General features: G+C 68.6%; 20 protein-coding genes. 9 read left to right on the top strand and 11 right to left on the bottom strand.

The window, feature by feature from the left end; translation table 11 throughout:
• Positions 1-442: 442 nt before the first annotated feature.
• Both mdtI and M8R19_RS06435 read right to left on the bottom strand, forming a co-directional pair.
• Positions 443-772, bottom strand: a complete 330-nt coding sequence (gene mdtI / locus M8R19_RS06440) for a multidrug/spermidine efflux SMR transporter subunit MdtI (protein WP_116423548.1) — start codon at positions 770-772, stop codon at positions 443-445.
• Positions 766-1,125: an SMR family transporter gene (locus M8R19_RS06435; protein WP_249917358.1), complete on the bottom strand. Its 360-nt coding sequence runs from the start codon at positions 1,123-1,125 to the stop codon at positions 766-768. Before M8R19_RS06435 ends, mdtI begins: the two co-directional genes overlap by 7 nt.
• Positions 1,126-1,597: 472 nt before the next feature.
• On the opposite strand from M8R19_RS06435, the gene M8R19_RS06430 reads away from it, so the two are divergent.
• Complete coding sequence (locus M8R19_RS06430; RefSeq protein WP_249917357.1) at positions 1,598-2,056, top strand: Xre family toxin-antitoxin system antitoxin; 459 nt, start codon at positions 1,598-1,600, stop codon at positions 2,054-2,056.
• The gene (locus M8R19_RS06425; RefSeq protein WP_074977182.1) at positions 2,056-2,523 is read left to right on the top strand and encodes an RES family NAD+ phosphorylase; all 468 of its coding nucleotides are present in this window, start codon (positions 2,056-2,058) and stop codon (positions 2,521-2,523) included. The genes M8R19_RS06430 and M8R19_RS06425 overlap by 1 nt, the downstream gene beginning before the upstream one ends.
• An 8-nt stretch (positions 2,524-2,531) precedes the next feature.
• Here M8R19_RS06425 and M8R19_RS06420 read toward each other — a convergent pair whose 3' ends face one another.
• Together M8R19_RS06420 and bla are read right to left on the bottom strand one after the other, a co-directional pair.
• Positions 2,532-2,981, bottom strand: a complete 450-nt coding sequence (locus M8R19_RS06420) for an NUDIX hydrolase (protein ID WP_249917356.1) — start codon at positions 2,979-2,981, stop codon at positions 2,532-2,534.
• 58 nt (positions 2,982-3,039) lie between these two features.
• Complete coding sequence (bla, locus tag M8R19_RS06415) at positions 3,040-3,915, bottom strand: class A beta-lactamase (RefSeq protein WP_502942813.1); 876 nt, start codon at positions 3,913-3,915, stop codon at positions 3,040-3,042.
• A gap of 268 nt (positions 3,916-4,183) precedes the next feature.
• On the opposite strand from bla, the gene egtB reads away from it, so the two are divergent.
• Positions 4,184-6,301, top strand: coding sequence for an ergothioneine biosynthesis protein EgtB (gene egtB, locus M8R19_RS06410; RefSeq protein WP_249917355.1), 2,118 nt, complete (start codon positions 4,184-4,186; stop codon positions 6,299-6,301).
• Here egtB and M8R19_RS06405 read toward each other — a convergent pair.
• Positions 6,298-6,783, bottom strand: a complete 486-nt coding sequence (locus M8R19_RS06405; RefSeq protein WP_249917354.1) for a GFA family protein — start codon at positions 6,781-6,783, stop codon at positions 6,298-6,300. The two genes, egtB and M8R19_RS06405, sit on opposite strands and share 4 nt — an antisense overlap.
• A 154-nt stretch (positions 6,784-6,937) precedes the next feature.
• Here M8R19_RS06405 and fabF point away from each other — a divergent pair, with 154 nt between their 5' ends.
• A complete protein-coding gene (fabF, locus tag M8R19_RS06400) occupies positions 6,938-8,215 on the top strand; it encodes a beta-ketoacyl-ACP synthase II (protein ID WP_249917353.1) in 1,278 nt (425 codons plus the stop codon).
• 85 nt (positions 8,216-8,300) lie between these two features.
• Positions 8,301-10,235 (top strand): DEAD/DEAH box helicase, encoded by a 1,935-nt coding sequence (locus M8R19_RS06395; RefSeq protein ID WP_249917352.1) that lies wholly within the window; start codon positions 8,301-8,303, stop codon positions 10,233-10,235.
• Between the two features lie 158 nt (positions 10,236-10,393).
• Here the strand turns inward: M8R19_RS06395 and M8R19_RS06390 are convergent, their stop codons facing one another.
• Entirely contained in the window at positions 10,394-12,793 is a 2,400-nt protein-coding gene (locus tag M8R19_RS06390) for a DUF3772 domain-containing protein (RefSeq protein WP_249917351.1), read from the bottom strand.
• A 223-nt stretch (positions 12,794-13,016) separates the two neighbouring features.
• Between M8R19_RS06390 and M8R19_RS06385 the strand changes: the two genes are divergently transcribed.
• From M8R19_RS06385 to M8R19_RS33140, 4 genes are all read left to right on the top strand, one after another.
• Complete coding sequence (locus tag M8R19_RS06385) at positions 13,017-14,057, top strand: histone deacetylase family protein (RefSeq protein ID WP_249917350.1); 1,041 nt, start codon at positions 13,017-13,019, stop codon at positions 14,055-14,057.
• A gap of 26 nt (positions 14,058-14,083) precedes the next feature.
• Positions 14,084-15,184 (top strand): extracellular solute-binding protein, encoded by a 1,101-nt coding sequence (locus tag M8R19_RS06380; protein WP_249917349.1) that lies wholly within the window; start codon positions 14,084-14,086, stop codon positions 15,182-15,184.
• A 184-nt stretch (positions 15,185-15,368) separates the two neighbouring features.
• A complete protein-coding gene (locus M8R19_RS06375) occupies positions 15,369-16,301 on the top strand; it encodes a DMT family transporter (protein WP_249917348.1) in 933 nt (310 codons plus the stop codon).
• 155 nt (positions 16,302-16,456) lie between these two features.
• Complete coding sequence (locus M8R19_RS33140) at positions 16,457-16,588, top strand: PA1414 family protein (RefSeq protein ID WP_009623528.1); 132 nt, start codon at positions 16,457-16,459, stop codon at positions 16,586-16,588.
• A 69-nt stretch (positions 16,589-16,657) separates the two neighbouring features.
• Here the strand turns inward: M8R19_RS33140 and M8R19_RS06370 are convergent, their stop codons facing one another.
• The 5 genes from M8R19_RS06370 to M8R19_RS06350 form a co-directional block, all read right to left on the bottom strand.
• Positions 16,658-17,383: an MBL fold metallo-hydrolase gene (locus tag M8R19_RS06370; protein ID WP_249917347.1), complete on the bottom strand. Its 726-nt coding sequence runs from the start codon at positions 17,381-17,383 to the stop codon at positions 16,658-16,660.
• A 164-nt stretch (positions 17,384-17,547) separates the two neighbouring features.
• Positions 17,548-19,149, bottom strand: coding sequence for a 5-guanidino-2-oxopentanoate decarboxylase (locus M8R19_RS06365; protein ID WP_249917346.1), 1,602 nt, complete (start codon positions 19,147-19,149; stop codon positions 17,548-17,550).
• A 93-nt stretch (positions 19,150-19,242) separates the two neighbouring features.
• Complete coding sequence (locus M8R19_RS06360) at positions 19,243-20,622, bottom strand: sodium:solute symporter family protein (protein WP_249917345.1); 1,380 nt, start codon at positions 20,620-20,622, stop codon at positions 19,243-19,245.
• A gap of 139 nt (positions 20,623-20,761) precedes the next feature.
• Positions 20,762-22,276, bottom strand: coding sequence for a purine-cytosine permease family protein (locus M8R19_RS06355; protein ID WP_009623524.1), 1,515 nt, complete (start codon positions 22,274-22,276; stop codon positions 20,762-20,764).
• 25 nt (positions 22,277-22,301) lie between these two features.
• Positions 22,302-22,706 carry a YybH family protein gene (locus M8R19_RS06350; RefSeq protein ID WP_009623523.1) on the bottom strand — a complete coding sequence of 135 codons (405 nt, stop codon included), beginning with the start codon at positions 22,704-22,706 and terminating at the stop codon, positions 22,302-22,304.
• Between the last annotated feature and the right edge of the window lie 4 nt (positions 22,707-22,710).

The raw sequence follows: 22,710 nt of genomic DNA, 5'->3' as shown, positions 1-22,710 counted from the left end.
TCTTCGTAGGAGCGAGCTTGCTCGCGAACGGCTCCGCAGCGGGGTTGGTTCGCGAGCAAGCTCGCTCCTACAGGTTACCCATACGCCGTGCCCTTGTAGGAGCGCGCCCTGCGCGCGAATCGCAGGCAGGGCCTGCTCCTACAACAGGTTTCCGTGAGGCACGTAGTTCAACCGTAGGAGCACCTTGTCCGCGATAGCCGGCCATCCCGGCGCGATTCGCGGATGAGATCCGCTCCTACAGGTTGCCCATACGCCCTGCCCTTGTAGGAGCGCGCCTTGCGCGCGAATCGCAGGCAGGGCCTGCTCCTACAGGTTGCCCATACGCCGTGCCCTTGTAGGAGCGCGCCCTGCGCGCGAAATCGCGGGCAGGGCCCGCTCCTACAGGTATCCGTCACTCCCAAATGAAAACGGGGCGCCAATGCGGCGCCCCGCTTTCGTTTCCTCAGGCCAGCTTCAGCAGCGCCATCCCCGTCACCAGCAAGCCCAACCCGAGCCAGCCACGCCACACCAGGCGCTGGCCGAACAGCGCCCAGCCCATGGCCACGGTGGCGAGGATGCCGAAGCCGCCCCACACCGCGTAGGCCACCGACAGTTCTATGTCCTTCACCGCCTGCGCCAGGGCCGAGAAGGCGCCCAGCACGCAGAGGATAGAGGTGACGCCCAGGGCGCGCCTGCGGAAGCCGTCGGAGTACTTCAGCAGCAGGTTGGCGATCACTTCCAGCACGATCGCCAGGGCCAGCCAGGCGAACGGAACCCAATCGAGGCTCAGCATGTGACAGCCTCCTCTGTGGACGGCTCGCGCTTGCTGCGGGTGCCGGACTTCACCAGCAGGATGCCGGCGATCATCACGGCCAGGCCCAGGAGCTTCTCCGGGGCCAGGTTCTCGCCCAGCCAGGCGACGCTGACCAGGGTGATGAGGACTATGCCGATGCCTTCCCAGAGGGCGTAGGCCACGCCCACCGGCACGCGCTTGATGGCCAGCGACAGGAAGTAGTACGACAGGCCGACCATGGCGTACATCAGCAGGTGGCCATAGAACGGGGCCAGGGTGGTGGTGAGTTTCATCGAAGTGGTGCCGACCACTTCGAAACCGATGGCGGCGAACAGATAGATCCAGGAACGCATGATCGAGCCCTCCCTTGGGCAAGCCGCTGCCCTCGCGAACGGACGCGTGGCCAGGCGGAAAGTCGGAACGGGGAGGTGACGCTGAGCGAGCGGCGATACGCTCGGGCGCATCGTCACCAAAGACGTGACTTCGGGGAGGGTGCTAGAGGTCGCCGGTCCAGTGACGCTCGCGGGCGACCAGGCGGGAAGTGGAGATGCGGTAAAGCGTTGTGTTCAACATAGTGCACAGTATATTGCCTGAGCTTAGGAAAATTGGCAAATCGATAGGCCCAGGCAATGAGTCGATGGCACAGAATTTCCTTGTTTTCTCGGGAAGAGCTTCAGGCAGGACGTCAGTTGTTCAAAAGGAGTGTGCAATATTTTGTTCATTATGCTGTGCGCCCGCCCGCTCCCTTTATCCTGGCTGGGCAAATCTGCCGGAAAGGAGTAGCCTTCATTTGACGTTTTGTTTTTCATCATTTGAGGAGGTCGCATGTTGGCCATCAAGACGGAAGATCGTCGTCGCAGCGACTCGCCGTCCCCGGTGTTCTGGCATCTGGTGCACGACCATGCCAGCCTCACCGAGGCCCAGCGGCTGCAGCACATCCGCCACGGCTTGAGCTGGCGCTGGGTCGAATCGGTGCGCGATACCTTCCGCATCAGCGGCCCCGGCTTCGTCGAGCTGTTCAACATCTCCCTGTCCACCTACGAGCGCAAGAAGAAGGCCGATCAGGCGCTGGACGTAGTCACCTCGGAGCGCCTCGACCGCCTGGCCTCGGTGGCCGTGCTGGCCGAGCAGGTGTTCGAGGACAAGGACGCCGCAGCCCAGTGGCTGGAGCGCCCCAACCAGGCCCTCGGCGGCCAGACGCCGCTGAGCCTCTGCGACACCGAGATAGGCGCCAACCAGGTACGCCGCGTGCTGCACGCGCTGGAGTGGGGTGGGGTCGCCTGATGCGGGCCTGGCGCGTCGCCAAGGCGGCTCGGGCCAGCGATCTGAGCGGTCAGGGCGCGGCCATCCTCGGCGGGCGCTGGAACCACCGCGACGTACCGGTCGTCTACCTGGGCCTGACGCCGGCCATCTGCTGTCTGGAAACCTTCGTGCACGCCAGCGGCCGGCCGACCTTCCCGATGAAGATCACCGCCTTCCGGCTCCCGGAAGGCGACGACCTCTACCTCAAGCCCGATCCCCGGGACCTGCCCGAAGGCTGGAACAGCCTGCCGGCGGACCGCCCGAGCATGGACTACGGCACCCGGTGGCTGCAGGCCGGCGAACAGCTCGGCCTGATAGTGCCCTCGGCGGTGCTGCCGCTGGAGTGGAACCTCCTGCTCAACCCGCGGCACCCGGCGATGAGCCGGGTGCGGGTCGAGGACAGTTACGACTTCATGTATGACGAGCGGATGTTCCAGGCGCGCGCTTGACGAGGCTGTCAGGCGCCGAACAGTCCCTGGGCGCGCAATAGTTCCCCCAGTCCATTGGGATACAGCGGCGTGCCTTCATCGAAGTCGGCGATGCCGCGCCAGACGGCGGTGAAGGGCTGGCCGTCGCTTTCGTTGCCCGGCAGTTCGGTGCGCAGGTAGGTTTCGGCATCAGCGAAGCGGCCGTCGTAGACCATGACGATCTCGTGGCCCGGCCTGACGGCGTAGGTGAAGAGGTTTTCCAGTGTGCCCAGCAGGTGCGGTTCGAGCACTTCCAGGCCCAGTTCCTCGCGAATCTCCCGCGCCACGGCCTGGACGCTGCTTTCGCCGAACTCGATGCCGCCGCCCAGCGGGCGGTAGTAATGCTGTTCCTTCACCGGGTCGTAGGCCTGATTGACCAGGATTCGCCCCTGATGGTGAAAGACGCAGAGGGCTACCGCGCGGATCCGTCCCTGGGACATGTTCATTTCCTCCTGACGAATGGCCGGCAATGATAGCGCCGGCCATTCAAGCGCGATATCAGCCCGGGTCCGACACCAACCCCGCCGCCAGCCGTCCAACCTCCGCCAGCACCGCATCGCGCTTTTCCGCCGGGGCCGGGCTGCCGGTGAGGTAGGCTGCCACCAGGATTGGCGCGCGGCCCGGTGGCCGGAGGATGGCCACGTCGTTGCTGGTGCCGCGCTCGCCGGTGCCGGTCTTGTCGCCGACTTTCCAGCCCGTTGGCAGGCCTGCGCGGATACGTTTGTCGCCGGTCTTGTTGGCTGTCAGCCAGGCGTTCAGTTGGTCGCGCGAGGCGGGTTGCAGGACGTCGCCCAGCAGCAGGCGCTGCAGGGTGGCGACCATTGCCCGTGGGGTGCTGGTGTCGCGCGGGTCGCCCGGGAGGGCCTGGTTGAGGGTGGGTTCGTTGCGGTCCAGGCGGCTGATGTCGTCACCCGTGCTGCGCAGCCAGTCGGTCAGCCCGGCGGGGCCGCCTAGGCTGGCCAGCAGCAGGTTGGCGGCGCCGTTGTCGCTCAGGGTGATCGCCGCCTCGCAGAGTTCGGCGACGCTCATGCCCGGCTGGCCGACGTGGCGTTCGCTGACCGGCGAATATTCCACCAGGTCCGCCTGGCTGTAGACGATGCGCCGCGCCAACTGCTCCTCGCCACGATCCACGCGGGCCAGGACGCAGGCGGCGAGCAGCAGCTTGAAGGTGCTGCACAGCGGAAAGCGTTCGTCCTCGCGCAGGCCGAAGCGGCGGCCATTGCCGGTGTCGAGCACGGCCACGCCCAGGCGCCCGCCGCTGCCGCGTTCCAGTTGCTTCAGGCGCTCCAGCGTGGATGCCCGCGCGGTGCCGGCGAGCAGGCCGGCCAGGGGCGCCAGGAGCATGGCGCGGTTGATCTGTCTTCTGCTGAACATGCTGCCTCCTTGTCGAAGCGCGACTATCGGCCAGCCGGGCGGGGTGGGGCAAGCGGGCACGCCCATCGGTTTTTCCCGGCCGGCGCGGCGAGCGCTTCTACCCTGAAAAGGTGCGGCCCTGGCGACAATCTGTTGCAACCTTTGTCCGGGACCGTGGCTCGAACCCGATGAGTGCGCCGCAGCGGTGCCTTCCACCCGGAGAAGGTCAACCTCGAGAACGAATGACCGCCTGCGTTCCGAACCCGCCCACGGAAAAGGGGACCACCCCATGTCCAGCAAGGCCCCGTCTCTGCTCGATGCCTACCGCCAGGTGCGGCGGCACAGCGAGGAACTGATCGCCCCCCTCAGCGCCGAGGACGCGGTCACCCAGTCGATGCCCGACGCCAGCCCGGCCAAGTGGCACATCGCGCACACCACCTGGTTCTTCGAGACCTTCCTGCTCAAGCCGCGGCTGGCCGGTTACGTCGAGTTCGATGCCAGCTTCGGCTACCTGTTCAATTCCTACTACGAGGCCCTGGGCGCGCGCCAGCCGCGGCCGCAGCGGGGAATGCTGACGCGGCCGCCGTTGCACCGGGTGCTCGACTATCGGCTGCACGTCGACGAGCACATGCAGGCGCTGCTCGCCGTGGAAGCCGATGCCGAACTGGAAGCCCTGGTGCGCCTGGGCCTGGCCCACGAGGAGCAGCACCAGGAACTGCTGCTGATGGACATCCTCCACCTGTTCAGCCTGTCGCCGCTGGCGCCGGCCTATGGCGACGGATACGCGCCCCCGGCCTGCGGGCCGCAGCGCTTCCTGGCGATCCAGGGCGGGCTGCTGGGCATCGGCCATGATGGCCAGGGTTTCGCCTTCGACAACGAGGCGCCGGCGCACCGCTGCTTCCTGGCGCCCTTCGAGATCGCCGAGTCGCTGGTGAGCAATGGCCAGTGGCTGGCGTTCATCGAGGATGGCGGTTACCGGCGCGCGGAATTCTGGTTGTCCGACGGCTGGGCCAAAGTGCAGGAGGAGAGCTGGGAAGCGCCGCTGTACTGGCGACGGCAGGACGACGGCTGGCACGAGTTCGGCCTGGCCGGCCTGTGCCCGCTGGACCTCGACGCGCCGGTGCTGCACGTCAGCTACTACGAGGCCAGCGCCTACGCCAACTGGGCCGGCGCGCGGCTGCCCACCGAGATGGAATGGGAGGTGGCCGCCCGCGACGGCCGCCTGCGCCAGCTCTACGACGCCGCCTGGCAGTGGACGCAGAGCGCCTACGCGCCGTACCCGGGCTTCCGCCCCGGCGCCGGGGCGGTGGGCGAGTACAACGGCAAGTTCATGGTCAGCCAGATGGTCCTGCGCGGCGGTGCCTGCATCACCCCGGCCGGGCATTCGCGGCCCAGCTACCGCAACTTCTTCCACCCCGAGAAGCGCTGGATGTTCGCCGGCCTGCGCCTGGCCCGCGACCTGCCCGAACAGGCCGCGCTGGACCCGCGCGCCCGCGAACTGGCCGAGGACCTGGAGGCGGGCTTCTCGCTGCAGCCGCGGCAACTGCCGCCCAAGTACTTCTACGATGCCGCCGGCTCCGAGCTGTTCGAGGCCATCTGCCGCACCCGCGAGTATTACCCCACGCGCAGCGAGACCACGTTGCTCAAGCGTATCGCCCCGGCCCTCGCCGAGCGCATCCCGGCCGATTGCACCCTGGTGGAGTTCGGCAGCGGCGCCAGCGAGAAGACCTGCCTGCTGCTGGACGCGGCGCCGCAGATCCGCCGCTACGTGCCCATCGACATCAGCCCGGCGGCCCTGGACAAGGCCGCCGCGCGCCTGCAGCGCGACTACCCGGCGCTGCGCGTCGAGCCCCTGTGTGCCGACTTCACCCGCCTTGAGGCGTTGCCTCCGGCGTTGGCCGACGGCCCGCGGCTGGGCTTCTTCCCCGGCTCCACCATCGGCAACTTCGCCCCGGAGCAGGCCCTGGCCTTCCTCCAGGGCGCCCACGAACTGCTGGGACCGGGCGCGAGCTTCATCGTCGGGGTCGACCTGCGCAAGGAGGTGAAGGTGCTGGAGGCCGCCTACAACGATGCCGAGGGCGTGACCGCGCGCTTCAACCTCAACCTGCTGCAGCGCATCAACCGCGAACTGGGCGCCGACTTCCAGCTCGACCGCTTCGACCACCTGGCGTTCTGGAACCCCGAGCACAGCCGCATCGAGATGCACCTGGTCAGCCGCGTCGAGCAGCGCGTGCGCATCGCCGGCATGGAGTACCTGTTCCGCGCCGGCGAGCGCCTGCACACGGAGAACTCCTACAAGTACGCCATCGACGACTTCCGCGCGCTGGCCGAGCGCGGCGGCTGGCTGGTGCGCGAGCACTGGACCAGCGCCGAGCCGGCCTTCGCGGTGTTCCGCCTGCAGGCCTAGCGCTCCAGGCCCAGGCGCCGGTGCCAGTCGGCGATGGATTCCTCCGGGTAGCCGTCGAAGTACAGGTCGCGCGGGTGCTTTTCCACCTCCACCCAGGGGGCCTTGGAGTCCAGCAGCAGGTGGGTGTGTTCCGGCGGCACCGGCAGCGGGGTGTCGATGGCCGAGGCGAAGGGGTGGATCAGCTCCGGCCATTCCGGGCTGAACAGCCACAGGGCGCTGCCGCATTCGCCGCAGAAGTTGCGCTCGGCAGTGCTGGTGCGGGTGCGCTGGCCGGGCTCGCGCAGCTTGGCGTGGTAGACGCGCAGGTGCTTGCGCCCGCGCACCTTGAGGCTGGCGGCGTTGCCGCCGAGGTTGATGGCGTAGCCCCCGCCGCCCTGGGTCTTGCGGCAGATCGAGCAGTAGCAGCGCTGGTAGGGATAGGGGTGGGCGCTCTCCAGGCTGAAGGTCACGGCGCCGCAATGGCAGGAGCCTTCCAGTCGCATGGCTAATCTCCTCTGTAGGGATACGGGGCCTGGGCAAGGGTGGTCGATCGCGCCCCGCCGCGCCGGGCGCGACGACGGATGGTCGGCTCGCCCGGGATGTTATATGTTGAGCGTAATTCAATGATGGCAAAGCCATCCTCAGGCAGGTGAAATCATGGCTGTACAACGCATCGTGGTAACCGGGACCGGGGTGGTCAGCCCCCTCGGATGTGGCACCGAGAAGGCCTGGCAGCGCCTGCTGCAGGGGCGCTCCGGCATCGTCCGGCTGGCCGACGAATTCGTCCGCGACCTGCCCTGCGAGGTGGGCGGCCCGGTGCCGGACATCGCCGTGGACGCCGAGGCCGGCTTCGATGCCGAGCGCGCCGCGCCGGCCAAGGAGCAGAAGAAGATGCACCGCTTCATCCTCTTCGCACTGGCCGCCGCCGAGGAGGCCCTGGCCCAGGCCGGCTGGGCGCCCCAGGATGAGCGCGGGCAGACGCGCACGGCCACGGTGATCGGCTCGGGCATCGGCGGCTTCAGCGCCATCGCCGACGCCGTGCGCACCACCGACGGGCGCGGGCCGCGGCGCCTGTCGCCGTTCACCATCCCGTCGTTCCTGGTCAACCTGGCGGCCGGCCACGTGTCCATCCGCCATGGCTTCAAGGGGCCGATCGGCGCGCCGGTGACCGCCTGCGCCGCCAGCGTCCAGGCCATCGGCGACGCCGCGCGGATGATCCGCGCCGGCGAGGCGGACATCGCCCTGTGCGGCGGTGCCGAGGCTTCCATCGACCGCGTTGCCCTGGGCGGCTTCGCCGCGGCGCGGGCACTGTCCAGTGGCTTCAACGACCGCCCGCAGCAGGCCTCGCGGCCCTTCGACCGCCAGCGCGATGGCTTCGTCATGGGCGAGGGCGCCGGGCTGCTGGTGATCGAGTCGCTGGAGCACGCCCTGGCCCGCGGCGCGCAGCCGTTGGCCGAGGTGGTCGGCTACGGCACCAGCGCCGATGCCTACCACCTGACCGCCGGCCCCGAGGACGGCAGCGGCGCGCGCCGGGCCATGCAATTGGCCATCGCCCAGGCCGGCATCGACCCGGCGTCGATCGGCCACCTGAACGCCCACGCCACTTCCACGCCGGTGGGCGACAAGGGCGAGCTGGCGGCCATTCGCGCGGTGTTCGGCGACACCGGCTCGGTGGCGGTGAGCGCCACCAAGTCCGCCACCGGCCACCTGCTGGGCGCGGCCGGCGGGCTGGAGGCGATCTTCACCCTGCTGGCCCTGCGCGACCAGTTGGCCCCGGCGACCCTCAACCTCGACGAGCCGGACGAAACCGCCACCGGCATCGACCTGGTGCGTGGCGCGCCTCGGGCGCTGCAGACGGAATACGCACTGTCCAACGGCTTCGGCTTCGGCGGCGTCAACGCCAGCGTGCTGTTGCGCCGCTGGACCGGCGCCTGAGGCGAACGCAAGGCGCCCGGCGCTGTCGGATCGTCACTGAAACCCCTTATCATTCAGCGACATCCTCCAGGGCCGGAGCCTTCCGATGCTGTCTGCCGTAAGGCGCTACAAACTGCTGCTGTCCGAATCCCTGGCGCGGTATTTCCCGCGCACCACCGCCTACCTGCGCGAGCAGAACGAGGCCGCCCAGCCGCCGACGGCGAAGAAGCCGCGCGCCACGGCGCGGAAGAAGGACGGCGCCGCGGCCAAGCCCCGCGCGCCGCGCAAACCCAAGGCCGAGGCGGGCGAGAAACCTTCGGCGAAGCCCGCGGCGGCAGGCCCCGCCGGCATCTACCCGGCGCGCGCCCTGGCGGTGCGCCCGGAGCAGGTCGAGGCGATGCGCGAGCGGGTGCGCCAGGCGGTCAGCGCCGGCGTGATCAGCCCGCCGTCGGACGAGCAGTGGGCGATGATCCTCTGCCGCCAGCCGCTGGCGCGCATCTTCGCCGGCGCCGGCTCCGGCAAATCCACCACCCTGGTGCTGCGCCTGGTGTTCATGCTCTGCCACCTGGGTATCGAGGCCGACAAGGTCACGGTGATCTCCTTCACCAATGCCTCCTGCGCGCAGCTGCGCGAACAACTGGTGCGCGTGCTCGCCTTCTGGCAATACCCCTTCGACATGGCCCGCGCCCGCGAATGCGTGCGCACCTTCCACTCGGCCATGGGCGTGCAGGCCCGCGAGCTGCTGGGCAAGCAGCGCTGGTTCGAGCAACTGGAGGAGCGCAACCCCGACGAGCCGGACAACCCCCTCACCGGCGGCCGCCTGCGCCCGGCGCAGCAGCGCCTGCTGCTGGAGGCCTACGAGGAGTGCTACGCGGTCAACGGCGCCTTCCGCGCCAAGGTGCACCGCCTGCTGGGCCTGGAGAAGCCGGAGGAGGTGCCGGGCCCGGCGCCTGTCCAGCCGTTCCGCCTGCCCGGCGAGTTCGTCGAGGCGCCGCTGGTGGAAGTCTTCCACACCCAGGCCGGTTTCATGGAGAGCCTCGGCCTGCGCCCGCAGGACCTGAAGGTGGCCGAGCTGGACTGCTCGACCCGCGAGAAGATCTTCCTCGAAGCCCTGGCCATCTACTGGAGCTTCTTCCTGGCCCTGCTCAAGCGCCAGCGCCTGACCACCTTCAACGCCGCCTTCCAGCAGCTCACCCAGCGCTTTGCCGAGGGTGAGGCGAAGCTCGAAGCGGCCGAGCCGATGACGCACTTGCTGATCGACGAGTTCCAGGACATCTCGCCGCAGATCGTCCTCTGGCTGCAGGCCCTGCACCGCTTCCTGGCGCGCAGCGGCAAGGCGCCGAGCCTGATGGCCATCGGCGACGACTGGCAGTCGATCTACGGCTGGCGCGGCAGCTCGCCGGAGCTGTTCATGGACTTCGACAAGCACTTCCCCAGCAAGGGCCGCAGCCGCCAGAGCACGGTGCTGCTGCTGGAGACCAACTACCGCAGCATCGAGCCGGTGATCCGCGATGCCGAGTCGGTGCTGGCCGAGGTGAACTTCAAGCAGGCCAAGACCTGCCGCGCCTTCAAGCCGATGCAGCCGGGCGACCACGGCGTGCGCGTGGAAACCCGCTTCGACCTGGCTCGCGACCTGCCCAGACTGGTGGCCGACATCCGCGCCCAGTGCGAGCACGTGGCCCAGCGCGGCAGCCGCGAGAGCACCGCGGTAATGCTGCTGAGCCGGCGCAACGAGCCGCTGCAGCAGATCCAGGCGCAACTCGACGCCAAGCTGCCGGTGAAGGCCATGAGCATCCATCGCGCCAAGGGCCTGCAGGCGGAGGTGGCGATCATCATCGACGACTGCGCGCCGCCGGAGCGCCATCCGTTGCGCAACGTGCTGTATGCGCACAGCGGGTTCTTCCGCAACAGCTATGACCAGGCGATGCAGGATGAGAGTTTGCGATTGGCTTATGTGGCCGTGACGCGCGGGGTGAGCCGGGTGTTCTGGTACTCGCGCAAGGCGCAGGGGGCGGCGGCGGTGTTGGCGAGGCGAGGGTGAGCGTAGGGCGTACAACCGTTCGCGGTTGTACGCCGTTACACCCCGCCCATAGTCGACCGCGTGGCTGACCTGGGCGCTCGACACGGGGCGCTTCGTGTTCGACCTCGAGTTGGCTGTGGCCAAGGTCAGGCGGCGGATAACGTCGAACGTTATCCGCCCTACGCCCCGGTATCGCTCGCGGCATCCTCGATCCGTTCCTTGCCACCCCCCACCAGGCGCAAACTCCTTGGCGCCACCAGGCTGATGCCTTCCTCGCGCAACCTGCCGAAGATGGTGAACAGCAGATCGCTCCGGGCGCTGGAGACCCCCCGTGGGCTGCTGACGCTGCCGCTGGCCGCCAGCGTCAGGCCTTGCTCGGTGAGCTGGGTGAAGCTCACCGAGGGCCTGGGGGTTTCCAGGATCGCCGGGTGCTCGGCGTAGGCCGCCAGCAGCAGTTCGCGGACCTTGTGCACGTCGGTGTCCAGCGGCAGCGTGAGGCTGATGCCGACGCTGCCCAGCGCGCCACCCATGGTCACGTTGCGTACGTTCTGGGTGATCAGTTGCGAGTTGGGCACTATCACCGTGGAGTTGTCCGACTGCTGGATTTCCGTGGCGCGCACGTTGATCCGGCGGATGTCGCCCTCCACGCCGCCGAGGCTGACCCAGTCGCCGACCTTCACCGGGCGCTCGGTGAGCAGGATCAGGCCGCTGATGAAGTTCTGCACGATGGCCTGCAGGCCAAAGCCGATGCCCACCGACAGGGCGCTGACCACCCAGGTCAGGCTGGTCAGGTTGATGCGCAGGGCCGAGAGCGTCAGCAGGCCGAGCAGGACGAAGCCGAGGTAGCCGACCAGAGTCACCAGCGAGGCGCGCATGCCGGCGTCCATGCTGGTTTCCGGCAGCAGCCGCTCGGCCAGCCAGCGCTTGAGCAGGCGCAGGGCGAACAGCCCGCCGAGCAGGGTGAGCAGGGCCAGCAGGATGTCCTGCGGGACGATGTTCAGGTTGCCCAGCGCCTGGCCGCCCTGGGCCAGGCGCTCGACGCCGGCGAGCAGTTCGTCGGGGGTGCTGGCGGTGGGCGAGAGCATCACCATCAGCGTCATCAGCACCAGCAGGGTGCGGCCCACCCCGGACAGCAGGGTGGCGGCCTGGGCCTGGTGCTGCGGCGACAGGCCGAGGGCGCGGGCGAGGGTCTTGCCGCTGTCCTGGCGCGGTGACAGCAGGGTGTCGCAGAGGTCGCCGAAGAAGGCCGTGATCAGGTAGCCGGTCGCCGCCACGGCGCTGATCCACAGCAGCTTGGTGGCCAGGTAGAAGGCCAGCGACAGGTAGCCGCTGAGCAGCGCCAGGACGATCAGCAGCACCACCAGCAGGGCGATGAGGTGGATCACCCCGGCCAGCGCCGGGCGCGGGTGTTCCTCGTCCTCCTCGTCGCTGCGGCGCAGGCGCAGCAGGGCCAGGCCGAAGAGCACGGCGATCAGCAGCGCGGTGAGGCCGTTGACCGCCACGGTCAGCGCCAGGCTGGCGCCGATGGCGCTGTTGATGCGGTCCTGGGCGCCGAGCAGCATGGCCACTATCGCCAGCAGCCCGGGGAAGTGGGCCACTGCCCTGGCGGCAGCGTCCGGGATCGGCAGCAGGCGCCAGGAGGGCCGGCTGACCATCAGCAGGGCGCGGCCCAGGCCGGTGATGAAGGCGCTGAACACCGCCAGGGTGACCATCTGCCCGGCCAGGTTGGCCAGGCCGTTGTCGAAGCCCTCGTTCCAGTCCAGGCCCTGGTGGACCAGCGCGGCGGCGCCGCCGAAGGTGACCACGCTGGCCAGGGCGATGGCCAGGGCCAGGCTGCTGCGGCGCAGGCGGCCCTCGGGGATGAAGTGGCTGGCCAGGTAGCCGGCGAACCTTTCCAGCAGGCGCCGGCCCGGTATCCACAGCAGCACGGCGGCGACCAGGCAGGCCAGCAGCGGCAGGCGCGCACCATGCCAGGTGTCCTCCAGGCTGGCGGTGAGCTTGTCGCCCAGGTTGCGCAGGCGCGCCAGGTCGTCCTCGGTGGGGCGCGTCAGGGTGGACCAGAAGACGGGGCTGAAGGGCGGCGCGGAGCGGGTGGCGATCTGCGAGTTGAACAGGCTGCGGCGCAGGTTGACGATCTGCGCGGCCAGGTCCTGGGCCGAACGCAGGATCTGCGCGGCCTGGGTGGCCTGGGCCTGCAGCTCGGCCTTCTGCTGGTTCAGCTCGGTGCGCTGCAGGGCCAGGGCGGCGGCCTCGCCCTCTACCGGCGGGCCGAGCACGTTGAGCTGGTCGGACAGGCGGTCGAGGCGGGCCTGCAGTTCGTCGCCGTGCTGGCCCGCCATCCTCTGCACTTCCAGGGTGGCCAGGCGCAGGCGCGCCAGCTCGTCGTCGCCGACCTGCTCGGAGACGCCCTGGCGGATGCTTTCCAGGCGCTCGGCCAGGGTTGGCAGGCCAGCGTCGTCGGCCAGCGCCGGCAGCTCGTCGGCGGGCAGGCCCGGGGCCGGCGCGGCCAGGGCCCAGCCGGCGCAGAACAGGTTCAGGATCAACAGGCAACGGAGCAGGATCTTGCGGTCCCCCGACATCTCTTCTTCCTTCCTTCGCCAGGTGCATGCTGTTCGACCGATGGGGCCGGCAGCCATTCCCCAGAGCATAGCGAGCCGGCGTGGATACGCAGGTTCACTGTAGTAAAGGGCCATAAATGTTGGCCATATCTATCCCCTTTTGGCCGCCGCCACCGTTCAGCCGAGGCCGCCCGAATGGGCAGAATCCCCCCACCAAGAACAACAAAGCCGAGAGGTTTTACTCATGCTGACCGTCTACAGCGACGATCACCGCCTGCATTTCGGCCAGTCCGAACTGGTCGATGGCAAGCTCCAGCCCTGCTTCGAAATGCCCAGCCGCGCCGACACCGTGCTGGCCCGGGTGAAGTCACAGCAGCTCGGCGAGATCATCGCGCCGAAGGATTTCGGCCTGGATGCCATCCACCGCGTGCACGATCCGAAGTACGTTGCCTTCCTCAAGGGCGCCTGGGCCCGCTGGGCCGCCGAGGGCCACAGCGGCGACCTGGTCTCCACCACCTTCCCGGGCCGCCGCCTGCGCCGCGACGGCCCCATCCCCACCGCCCTGATGGGCGAGCTGGGCCACTACAGCTTCGACACCGAGGCGCCGATCACTGCCGGCACCTGGCAGGCCGTGTACAGCTCGGCCCAGGTCGCGCTGACCGCCCAGGATCACATGCGCCAGGGCGCGCGCACCGCCTTCGGCCTGTGCCGTCCGCCGGGCCACCACGCCGGCAGCGACTTCATGGGCGGCTACTGCTTCATCAACAACGCCTCCGTGGTCGCCCAGGCCTTCCTCGACCAGGGCGCCCGGCGCGTGGCCATCCTCGACGTCGACTACCACCACGGCAACGGCACCCAGGAGCTGTTCTATAACCGTGGCGACGTGCTGTTCGCCTCTATCCACGGCGACCCGCTGGTGGAATACCCGTACTTCCTCGGCCACGCCGACGAGCGCGGCGAAGGCGCGGGTGAGGGCTTCAACCACAACTACCCGCTGGCCCACGGCACCGGCTGGGACGGCTGGTCCGCCGCTCTGGAGGACGCTTGCCGGAAGATCGCCGCCTACGCGCCGGACGCGGTGGTGGTGTCCCTGGGCGTGGACACCTACAAGGACGACCCCATTTCCCAGTTCAAGCTGGACTCCCCGGACTACCTGCGCATGGGCGAGCGCATCGCCGCCCTCGGCCTGCCGACGCTGTTCATCATGGAAGGCGGCTACGCGGTCGAGGCCATCGGCGTCAACGCGGTCAACGTCCTGCAGGGTTACGAAGGCGCCGCCCTCTAAGGGCGCGCCGTTTCGAGGAGCGAGTCATGCGCAAGAACAACAAGATCATCCGCGGCCTGCTCGGCGCCGCGCTGCTGGCCGCCGCCGGCATCGCCAGCGCCGAACCAGTGGTGCGCATCTACAACTGGTTCGACTACATCGGCCCGGACACCCTCAAGGGCTTCCAGAAGGACAGCGGCATCGCGCCCAAGTACGACGTCTACGACAGCAACGAGGTGCTGGAGGCCAAGCTGCTCTCCGGGCATTCGGGCTACGACCTGGTGGTGCCCAGCGACAGCTTCCTGCCCAACTACCTCAAGGCCGGCGTGTTCCAGAAGCTGGACAAGAGCAAGCTGCCGAACTGGAAGAACCTCAACCCGGCGCTGCTCAAGGTGCTGGAGAGCAAGGACCCGGGCAACCAGTACGCCATGCCGTACATGTGGGGCACCAACGGCGTCGCCTACAACGTCGACAAGGTGAAGGCCATCCTCGGCGCCGACGCGCCGGTGGATTCCTGGGACCTGATCTTCAAGCCGGAGAACCTCGCCAAGCTCAAGCAGTGCGGCGTGGCCTTCCTCGACTCGCCCACCGAGGTGATCCCCGAGGCCCTGCATTACCTGGGGCTGTCGCCGAACAGCCACGACCCCGAGGACTACGCCAAGGCCGAGGCGCTGCTCAGCAGCCTGCGCCCGTACATCACCTACTTCAGCTCCTCGAAGTTCGTCACCGACCTCGCCAACGGCGACGTCTGCGTGGCCATGGCCTGGTCCGGCGGCGCCATGCAGGCGGCCAACCGCGCCAAGGAAGCGAACAACGGCATCCACATCGAATACCGCATTCCCAAGGAAGGCACCGCGGCCTGGTTCGACGTGCTGACCATCCCCAGGGACGCGCAGAACGTCGAGCAGGCACACGCCTTCCTCAACTACCTGCTGCGCCCGGAAGTGGTGGCGCCGATCTCCGACTACGTGGCCTACGCCAACCCCAACCAGGCGGCGGACCAACTGATTTCCGCCGACCTGCGCGACAACCCCAACGTCTACCCGCCGGCCGAGGTGCAGGCCAGGCTGTACTCGGTGGAGATGCTGCCGCCGAAGCTGGAACGCATCCGCACCCGCACCTGGAGCAAGGTCAAGACCGGGCAGTGACGCCCTGGCGGCCGACGGTGTCGGATTTGCGCTGGTGCCGTTCGTCGTTTGGCTGGAATAATCGGCGGTACACCCTTGGGGTACCGCCGTTTTCACGTCTTGGTGCCCGCTCACTGCCGAGCCTTGCCATGAAACTGCCTTGCTGCCGCTGCCCCCTTCCTTCGCCCGGACCGCGGAGGTGCGCATGACGCCGCTACCTCCGCGCAAGGGCGCCGACGCCTTCGCCCTGCAGGCGATGTTGCTGCTGTGCCTGATCTGGGGCGTGCAGCAGGTGGCGGTGAAGCTCGCCGCCGGCGACATAGCGCCGATCATGCAGGCCTTCGGCCGCAACCTGCTGGCCGCCACGCTGGTGGGCCTGCTGGTGCTCTGGCGCGGCGACTGGAAGGCCGCGGTCGGCACCCTGGCCGGCGGCGCGCTGGCCGGGCTGCTGTTCGCCATGGAGTTCCTGTTCATCGCCCAGGGCCTGGTGTACACCAGCGCTTCGCACATGGCGGTGTTCATCTACACGGCGCCGATCTTCTCCGCCCTGGGCCTGCACTTCCTGCTGCCCAGCGAACGCCTGCGGCCGCTGCAGTGGCTGGGCATCGCGGTGTGCTTCGGCGGCATCGCCCTGTGCTTCGGCGGCGGCTTCGACCTGCAGCACATGGACAGCCGCATGCTGCTGGGGGATTTCTTCGGCGTGCTCGCCGGGGCCTCCTGGGGCGCCACCACGGTGGTGGTGCGCAGCACGCGGCTGTCGGAGGCGCCGACCAGCCTGACGCTGTTCTACCAGTTGTTCGCCGCCGCGCTGCTGCTGCCCTTCATCGCCCTGGCCCTGGGCGAGTTCGGCAACGTGCGCTTCACCGCGCTGGGCGTGGGCAGCGTGCTGTTCCAGGGCGTGGTGGTGTCCTTCTTCAGCTATTTCGCCTGGTTTTGGCTGCTGCGCCGCTACCTGGCGTCGAACCTGGCGGTGTTCTCCTTCATGACGCCGCTGTTCGGCATCGCCTTCGGCGTGCTGTTGCTGCACGAGCCGCTGGCCTGGAACTTCATCGCCGGGGCGGCGCTGGTGCTGGCGGGGATTTCCCTGGTCAGCGGCGAGGCGTGGGTGCGCCGGGCATTGCGTGGCAAGCGTGCCTGAACTTGATCCAGGTCAGCGGATCGCGGCCGGCCGACGCGTAGTCTTTGTTGCAAGGAGTGAGTGGCACGGGCGGAGAGTGGGACGCCGGGCTACTCTACTCTTAGGGCGGCCCGGAAGCGGGCCGCCCGACCCTTCCACCGCAAAGGAGGCATCCCATGAAACTCTGGCTGCAAACCCTGGCATGGAAACTGGGTGTCACGCTCGGCCTCATCGAGCCTCCGCGCCTGCAACCCATTCCCATTCCAAGCGATGAGCAACGGCGTTATGCACAGCAACGCCGACGCTGACTCCTGAAGCACCTGCTGGACACACCTTCTGCCCGCTCACGCGGGCAGATTGCGTTGGGCCCCGGTATTTCAGCCGTGGGCCGCGAACCATTCGTCGATGATCTGCCGCAGGCGTTCCCCGGAAAAGCTCGGGAAGTGCCCGCCGTGCACGGTGCGCACCGGTAGCTGGCGCAGGCGCTCCAGGCTGCGGGCGTAGTCGTCCAGGTTGGAGTGGTAGGCATCCTCGATCAGCGGGCCGTCGTAGACGATGTCGCCGGAGAACAGCGTCTGCGTTCGTGCTTCCCACAGGCTGATGCCGCCCGGCGAATGGCCGGGGGTATGCAGCACCTCCAGCGCGCGGTCGCCCAGGTCGAGCACATCGCCTTCATCGATGGTGCGCGTGGCCGGCGCCGCTTTCACCCGGTACTCGGCGTAGCACAGCGGGCAGTCCGGGTGCGCTTCGAACATCTCGTCGCCGACGAAGGCCGTGGCCAGGGTGCGCTCGCCGTCGGGGCTGGCGAGGATGTCGGCCTCGGCCGGGTGGCACAGGCGTTCGGGGAATTCGTGGTGGCCGGCGATGTGGTCGAAGTGGGTATGGCTGGCCACCGCCAGCAGCGGCCGCTCGGTGAGCCAGGGCAACTGCTCGCGCAGGCTGACCAGGCCGGAGCCGCTGTCCACCAGCAGGTCGCGCTCGCGGCCCTGGATGTGCCACATGTTGCAGCGGTAGAAGGGCCGCACCCAGGGCTCGTGGATCAGGCTGACGCCGTCGTAGCAGTGGCGGACTTCGAACCAGCGGTCGCGGGTGACGATTTTCATGGTGGGGCCTGGTGTCTTTGTGCTTTGTGTAGGAGCGCGCCCTGCGCGCGATTTCGCGGGCAGGGCCCGCTCCTACAGGGTGGCATGCCTGTGAGGGCGGTGCCGGGTGGGGGGCCTTTCCCTCTCCCTGAAGGGAGAGGGTTGCCGCGCCTCACTCCATCACCTCAAGGCGCGAACGGCGCCGCCTCCATCACTTCCACGATCAACGGCCGATCGCTCGGCGCATTACGCAGCAACTCCTGCAGGTGCTCGTAATCCCGCGCCCGCTCCGCTTCGCAGCCGAAGCCGCGGGCGATGGCGAGGAAGTCCGGCGTGTAGATATCCACACCCAGCGGGGTGATGTCGCGGCGTTCCATGTAGCGCTTGATCTCGCCGTAGCCGTGGTTGTTCCACAGCAGCACGATGATGCCCACCCTGGCCTCCACGGCGCTGGCCAGCTCCGGCAGGGTGAACTGCAGGCCGCCGTCGCCCATCAGGCTGATCACCGGGCGGCCCGGTTCGCCGAGCTTGGCGCCGATGGCCGCCGGCAGGCCGTAGCCGAGGGTGCCGTAGCCGCTGGCGGAGTTGAACCAGCGGCGGCCGCCGTCCAGTTCCACCAGGTGGTTGCCGCTGTATACGGTCTGGGTGGAGTCGCCGACGAAGCGGGCGTCCGGCAGCGCTTCGAGGATCTTGCCGAACAGCGTGCGGTAGTGCGCCCAGCCGCTGAAGTCCTCGGCCAGCTGCGCGCGCACCTTGGCCGCGCGCTGGGCGCCGGGGCTGGCGGCGCTGGCCTGGCGGGCCGGCAGCAGTTCCAGCAGGGCGCGCATGGCGGTGCGGGCGTCGGCCTGGATGGCGACGCTCGGGACTTGGTTGCGCATCAGCTGCTGCGGGTCGATGTCGATGCGGATCAGCTCGCCGCCGATGCGGAAGTTGCCGTCGAACACCACGTCGTAGTCGGTCTCGCCCAGCTCGGTGCCGATGGCCAGGACCACGTCGGCCTCCAGTGCCAGTTCACGCACCGGCACCAGCGACTGGTTGCTGCCGACCAGCAGCGGGTGTTCCGGCTGCAGCAGGCCCTTGGCGTTGACGGTCAGCGCGGTGGGGGCGTCCAGCGCGGTGGCTAGGGCGCGGGCTTCGGCTTGCGCCGCGACGCAACCGCCGCCGAGCAGCAGCAGCGGCTTCTGCGCCTTGGCCAGCTTGGCCGCCGCTTCGTGCAGTGGCGAGCGCGCCGGGGCCGGGCGCGCCAGTTGCACGCGCGGGCGCACCTGCATGTGCTCGGCGGGGGCGGTGATGATGTCCAGCGGCAGCTCGATGTGCACCGGGCGCGGGCGCTCGCTGTCGAACACGGCGAAGGCGCGGGCCAGCACCGCCGGCAGCTCCTCGACGCTCATCAGGGTGTGGCTGAAGGCGCTGACGCCGGCGGTCATGGCGCGCTGGTCGGGCAGCTCGTGCAGGTAGCCGTTGCCGTGGGCCAGGCGCGAGCGCTCGTTGACGCTGCTGATCACCAGCATCGGGATGGAGTCGGCGTAGGCCTGGCCCATGGCGGTGAGGATGTTGGTCATGCCCGGGCCGGTGATGATGAAGCACACGCCTGGCTTGCCGGTGACGCGCGCGTAGCCGTCGGCCATGAAGCCGGCGCCCTGCTCGTGGCGCGGGGTGACGTGGCGGATGGCGCTGCCCGGCAGGCCGCGGTAGAGCTCGACGGTGTGCACGCCGGGGATGCCGAAGACGGTGTCCACGCCCCAGGCTTCGAGTTGCTTGACGAGGAATTCGCCGCAGGTGGTCATGGCAGTTCCTTTTGTTCGTGGGTGAGGAAGTTTCTCAAACGAAGAGGGCGCGGAGATCGACTCGCCGCGCCCTTGTTCATCGCAGCGTACGCGTCAGGCGACGCTGGCGGCCGCCTGCGGGCGGCGCGACAGCAGGCTGACCACGACGAAGCTGACCAGGCCGATGGCCAGGCTGTAGTAGATCGGGGTGTTGGCGTCGAAGCCATCCTTGAGCATGAACACCAGGGCGGTGATGAAGCCCAGAGTCATGCTGGTGATGGCGCCGGCGGTGGTGGCGCGCTTCCAGTAGATGGCGCCGATCAGCGGGATCAGCATGCCGCCCACCAGCAGGTTGTAGGCCAGGGTCAGGGCGCTGATCACGTCGTTCACCACCAGGGCGATGGCCAGCACCACCAGGCCGGTGAGGGCGGTGAACAGGCGGTTGATGCCCAGGCTGGAAGTCTTGCCGCCGCGCAGTTTCGGCAGCAGGTCCTCGGTCAGGGTGGTGGAGGCGGCGAGCAGGCCGGCGCTGGCGGTGGACATCATCGCGGCCAGGGCTGCGGCGATCACCAGGCCGCGGATGCCGTCCGGCAGCGAGGCCTGGACGATGGCGGCGAAGGCGTTGTTGACGTTGTCCAGGTTGGGCAGCAGGACCTTGGCGCACATGCCGATCAGCGCGCCGACCAGGCCGTAGATCACGCAGTACACGCCGGCGGCGGTGCCGGCGTACTTGGCCACGCCCTCGCTGCGCGCGGTGAACACGCGCTGCCAGATGTCCTGGCCGATGAGGATGCCGAAGAAGTAGATCAGGAAGTAGGTGATGATGGTGTCGTAGCCGATGGTGTGGAAGCTGAAGGCGCTGGCCGGCAGCTTGGCCACCAGCTCGTCCCAGCCGCCCACGCGGTACAGGCAGATCGGCAGCAGCAGGAACATCAGGCCGACGGTCTTGATGATGAACTGGACGATGTCGGTGAGGGTCAGCGACCACATGCCGCCGATGGTCGAGTAGACCACCACCACGCCGCCGCCGAGCAGCACCGAGATCCAGAACGGCAGGCCGAACAGCACCTGCATGACGGTGCCGATGGCCAGGGTGGAGACGGTGCCGATCATCAGGGCGTAGGCGAACATGATCACCGCGCTGGCCTGGCGCGCCATGGGGTTGTAGCGGCGCTCCAGCACCTGGGTGACGGTGAAGATGCGCAGCTTCAGCAGCGGCTTGGCCAGGAACAGGTTCAGCGCGATGATGCCGGCGCCCAGCGCGGCGCACAGCCAGAAGCCGGAGATGCCGTGGACGTAACCCAGGCGCACGGTGCCGACGGTGGAGGCGCCGCCGAGCACGGTGGCGGCCATGGTGCCCATGTAGAACGACGGGCCCAGGTTGCGTCCCGCTACCAGGAAGTCCTCGTGGGTCTTCGCCCGGCGCATGCCGTACCAGCCCAGTACCAGCATGCCGGCGGCATAGATCAGAACGACGATTATATCCAAGGCCATGATCGGCTCCTCACACTCGAATTGTCATTGTTGCCGCCCGCGGCTGGCGGGCGGTAGGCCGGCGGACCGGTGGTAACCGGCCCGTCGGCGTCTCACAGGTACTGCGGTTGGCGCTGCGCTCCAGGCAGGAAGCGCGGATTCAGGCCGCCGGCTCGTTGATGCCGAGCACCGGGCGGTCGTGGCTGCCGACCCAGCGCGGGCCTTGCGGGCCGTACACCCCGGCGGATTCCGGGAAGGTGCGCAGCAGCGTCAGGTAGAGCAGGGCGGCCAGGCCGAGGGTCACCGGCAGGCTGATGTCGATGCCGCCGGCCAGCTCGCCCAGGGGGCCGACGAACTGGCCCGGCAGGTTGACGAAGCACAGGCCGGCCAGCGCGCTGGGGATCCAGGCGCCCATGCCGCGCCAGTTCCAGCCGTGGTGGAACCAGTAGGCGCCGCCTTGCTGGCCACGGGTGAACACCTGCAGGTCGTCGGCGTGGTAGAAGCCGCGGCGCACGATCAGGCCGAGGATCATGATCACCATCCAGGGGCTGGTGCAGGTGATGATCAGCACGGCGAAGGTGGACACGCTCTGCACCAGATTGGCGGCGAAGCGGCCGATGAAGATGAAGGCGATCGACAGCAGGCCGATGAACAGGGTGGCCTGCACGCGGTTGAGCAGGCGCGGGAACACGCTGGACATGTCCAGGCCGGTGCCGTACAGCGAGGTGGTGCCGGTGGACATGCCGCCGATGGTGGCGATCAGGCACACCGGCAGGAAGAACCAGCTCGGCGAGATGGCCAGCAGGCCGCCGACGTAGTTGTTCGCGGCGATGTAGTCCGGCGCTTTCACGGCGACGATGGTGGCGGTGACCAGGCCGAAGAAGAACGGGATCAGCGTGGCCAGCTGCGACAGCAGCACCGCCAGCATGATGCGCTGCTTCGAGGTTTCGCGCGGGATGTAGCGGGCCCAGTCGCCGAGGAAGGCGCCGAACGACACCGGGTTGCTCATGGCCAGCAGGGTGGCGCCGATGAAGGCGGCCCAGAAGCCCGCGCTGCCCAGCTGCACGCTACCGGCGTAGCCGGCGTCGAAGGGGCCGGCGAAGGCGAACACGCCCAGCAGGAACAGCAGGCTGGCGGCCCACACGGCGATCTTGTTGACCAGCAGCATGAAGCGGAAGCCGTAGATGCACACCACCAGCACCAGCACCGCGAACAGGCCGTAGGCCAGGCCCAGGGTGAGGTCGGTTTCCGGCAGGCCGAACAGGCGCTTGGCGCCGCCGACCAAGGCATCGCCCGAGCTCCACACCGACAGCGAGAAGAAGGCGATGGCGGTCAGCAGCGACAGGAAGGAGCCGACGATCCGCCCGTGCACGCCGAAGTGCGCGCCGGAGGAGACCGCGTTGTTGGTGCCGTTGATCGGGCCGAACAGGCCCATGGGCGCGAGGATCAGCGCGCCGACCAGCACGCCCAGGACGATGGCCCAGGCGCCGGCCTGGAACGACAGCCCGAAGAGCACCGGGAAGCTGCCGAGCACGGCGGTGGCGAAGGTGTTGGCGCCGCCGAAGATCATGCGGAACAGGTCGGTGGGCGTGGCGTTGCGCTCGGCGTCGGGAATCTGCTCGACGCCGAATGTCTCGATGGTGGTGATTGCGTGTTGGTTGTTCTTGTTATCCATGACTTCCTCCCGGGAAAGTCCTGTCTCAGGGCGTGGGCGACAGGTGCTCGTGGACGGCCAGCCAGCGGCCTTGTTGTTGTTCACGGCGGAAGACGATGGTCTCCCGCTCGTGGTTCAGGCTCTCCGTTCCCTGGATGCGCAGCCGCGTGGCGACGTCGTGGCTGAAGATCGCCACGTCCTCGCCCTGCAGGCTGACGAAGGTGTTGCTGGACTGGCAGTCGAGGACCTCGAAGCCGTCGTCACGCAACCAGCTCTCCCACACCTCGCGGTAGGCCGCGCGGGTGCGCAGCGGCTGCGGCCAGTTGTGGAAGATGAAGCTGGCGTCTTCGCTGAAGGCCGCGAAGTAGGCCTCGGTGTCGGTGCGCGCGAAGGCTGCCACGAGCGCGCGGGCAGCCTCCAGCACCTGTGCTACGCAGGCGTCGTTATGCATTTGG

The sequence above is a fragment of the Pseudomonas sp. R3.Fl genome (genome assembly GCF_023516765.1).
Lineage (GTDB): Bacteria > Pseudomonadota > Gammaproteobacteria > Pseudomonadales > Pseudomonadaceae > Pseudomonas > Pseudomonas citronellolis.
The sequence above is the reverse complement of the archived record's forward strand: the minus strand, read 5'-3'. Positions and strand labels throughout refer to the sequence as shown.

Excerpts from the sequence above, each read along its gene's own strand:
- mdtI (WP_116423548.1), bottom strand. The coding sequence starts at position 772 with ATGCTGAGCCTCGATTGGGTTCCGTTCGCCTGGCTGGCCCTGGCGATC.
- M8R19_RS06435 (WP_249917358.1), bottom strand. The coding sequence starts at position 1,125 with ATGCGTTCCTGGATCTATCTGTTCGCCGCCATCGGTTTCGAAGTGGTC.
- M8R19_RS06430 (WP_249917357.1), top strand. The coding sequence starts at position 1,598 with ATGTTGGCCATCAAGACGGAAGATCGTCGTCGCAGCGACTCGCCGTCC.
- M8R19_RS06425 (WP_074977182.1), top strand. The coding sequence starts at position 2,056 with ATGCGGGCCTGGCGCGTCGCCAAGGCGGCTCGGGCCAGCGATCTGAGC.
- M8R19_RS06420 (WP_249917356.1), bottom strand. The coding sequence starts at position 2,981 with ATGTCCCAGGGACGGATCCGCGCGGTAGCCCTCTGCGTCTTTCACCAT.
- bla (WP_502942813.1), bottom strand. The coding sequence starts at position 3,915 with ATGTTCAGCAGAAGACAGATCAACCGCGCCATGCTCCTGGCGCCCCTG.
- egtB (WP_249917355.1), top strand. The coding sequence starts at position 4,184 with ATGTCCAGCAAGGCCCCGTCTCTGCTCGATGCCTACCGCCAGGTGCGG.
- M8R19_RS06405 (WP_249917354.1), bottom strand. The coding sequence starts at position 6,783 with ATGCGACTGGAAGGCTCCTGCCATTGCGGCGCCGTGACCTTCAGCCTG.
- fabF (WP_249917353.1), top strand. The coding sequence starts at position 6,938 with ATGGCTGTACAACGCATCGTGGTAACCGGGACCGGGGTGGTCAGCCCC.
- M8R19_RS06395 (WP_249917352.1), top strand. The coding sequence starts at position 8,301 with ATGCTGTCTGCCGTAAGGCGCTACAAACTGCTGCTGTCCGAATCCCTG.
- M8R19_RS06390 (WP_249917351.1), bottom strand. The coding sequence starts at position 12,793 with ATGTCGGGGGACCGCAAGATCCTGCTCCGTTGCCTGTTGATCCTGAAC.
- M8R19_RS06385 (WP_249917350.1), top strand. The coding sequence starts at position 13,017 with ATGCTGACCGTCTACAGCGACGATCACCGCCTGCATTTCGGCCAGTCC.
- M8R19_RS06380 (WP_249917349.1), top strand. The coding sequence starts at position 14,084 with ATGCGCAAGAACAACAAGATCATCCGCGGCCTGCTCGGCGCCGCGCTG.
- M8R19_RS06375 (WP_249917348.1), top strand. The coding sequence starts at position 15,369 with ATGACGCCGCTACCTCCGCGCAAGGGCGCCGACGCCTTCGCCCTGCAG.
- M8R19_RS33140 (WP_009623528.1), top strand. The coding sequence starts at position 16,457 with ATGAAACTCTGGCTGCAAACCCTGGCATGGAAACTGGGTGTCACGCTC.
- M8R19_RS06370 (WP_249917347.1), bottom strand. The coding sequence starts at position 17,383 with ATGAAAATCGTCACCCGCGACCGCTGGTTCGAAGTCCGCCACTGCTAC.
- M8R19_RS06365 (WP_249917346.1), bottom strand. The coding sequence starts at position 19,149 with ATGACCACCTGCGGCGAATTCCTCGTCAAGCAACTCGAAGCCTGGGGC.
- M8R19_RS06360 (WP_249917345.1), bottom strand. The coding sequence starts at position 20,622 with ATGGCCTTGGATATAATCGTCGTTCTGATCTATGCCGCCGGCATGCTG.
- M8R19_RS06355 (WP_009623524.1), bottom strand. The coding sequence starts at position 22,276 with ATGGATAACAAGAACAACCAACACGCAATCACCACCATCGAGACATTC.
- M8R19_RS06350 (WP_009623523.1), bottom strand. The coding sequence starts at position 22,706 with ATGCATAACGACGCCTGCGTAGCACAGGTGCTGGAGGCTGCCCGCGCG.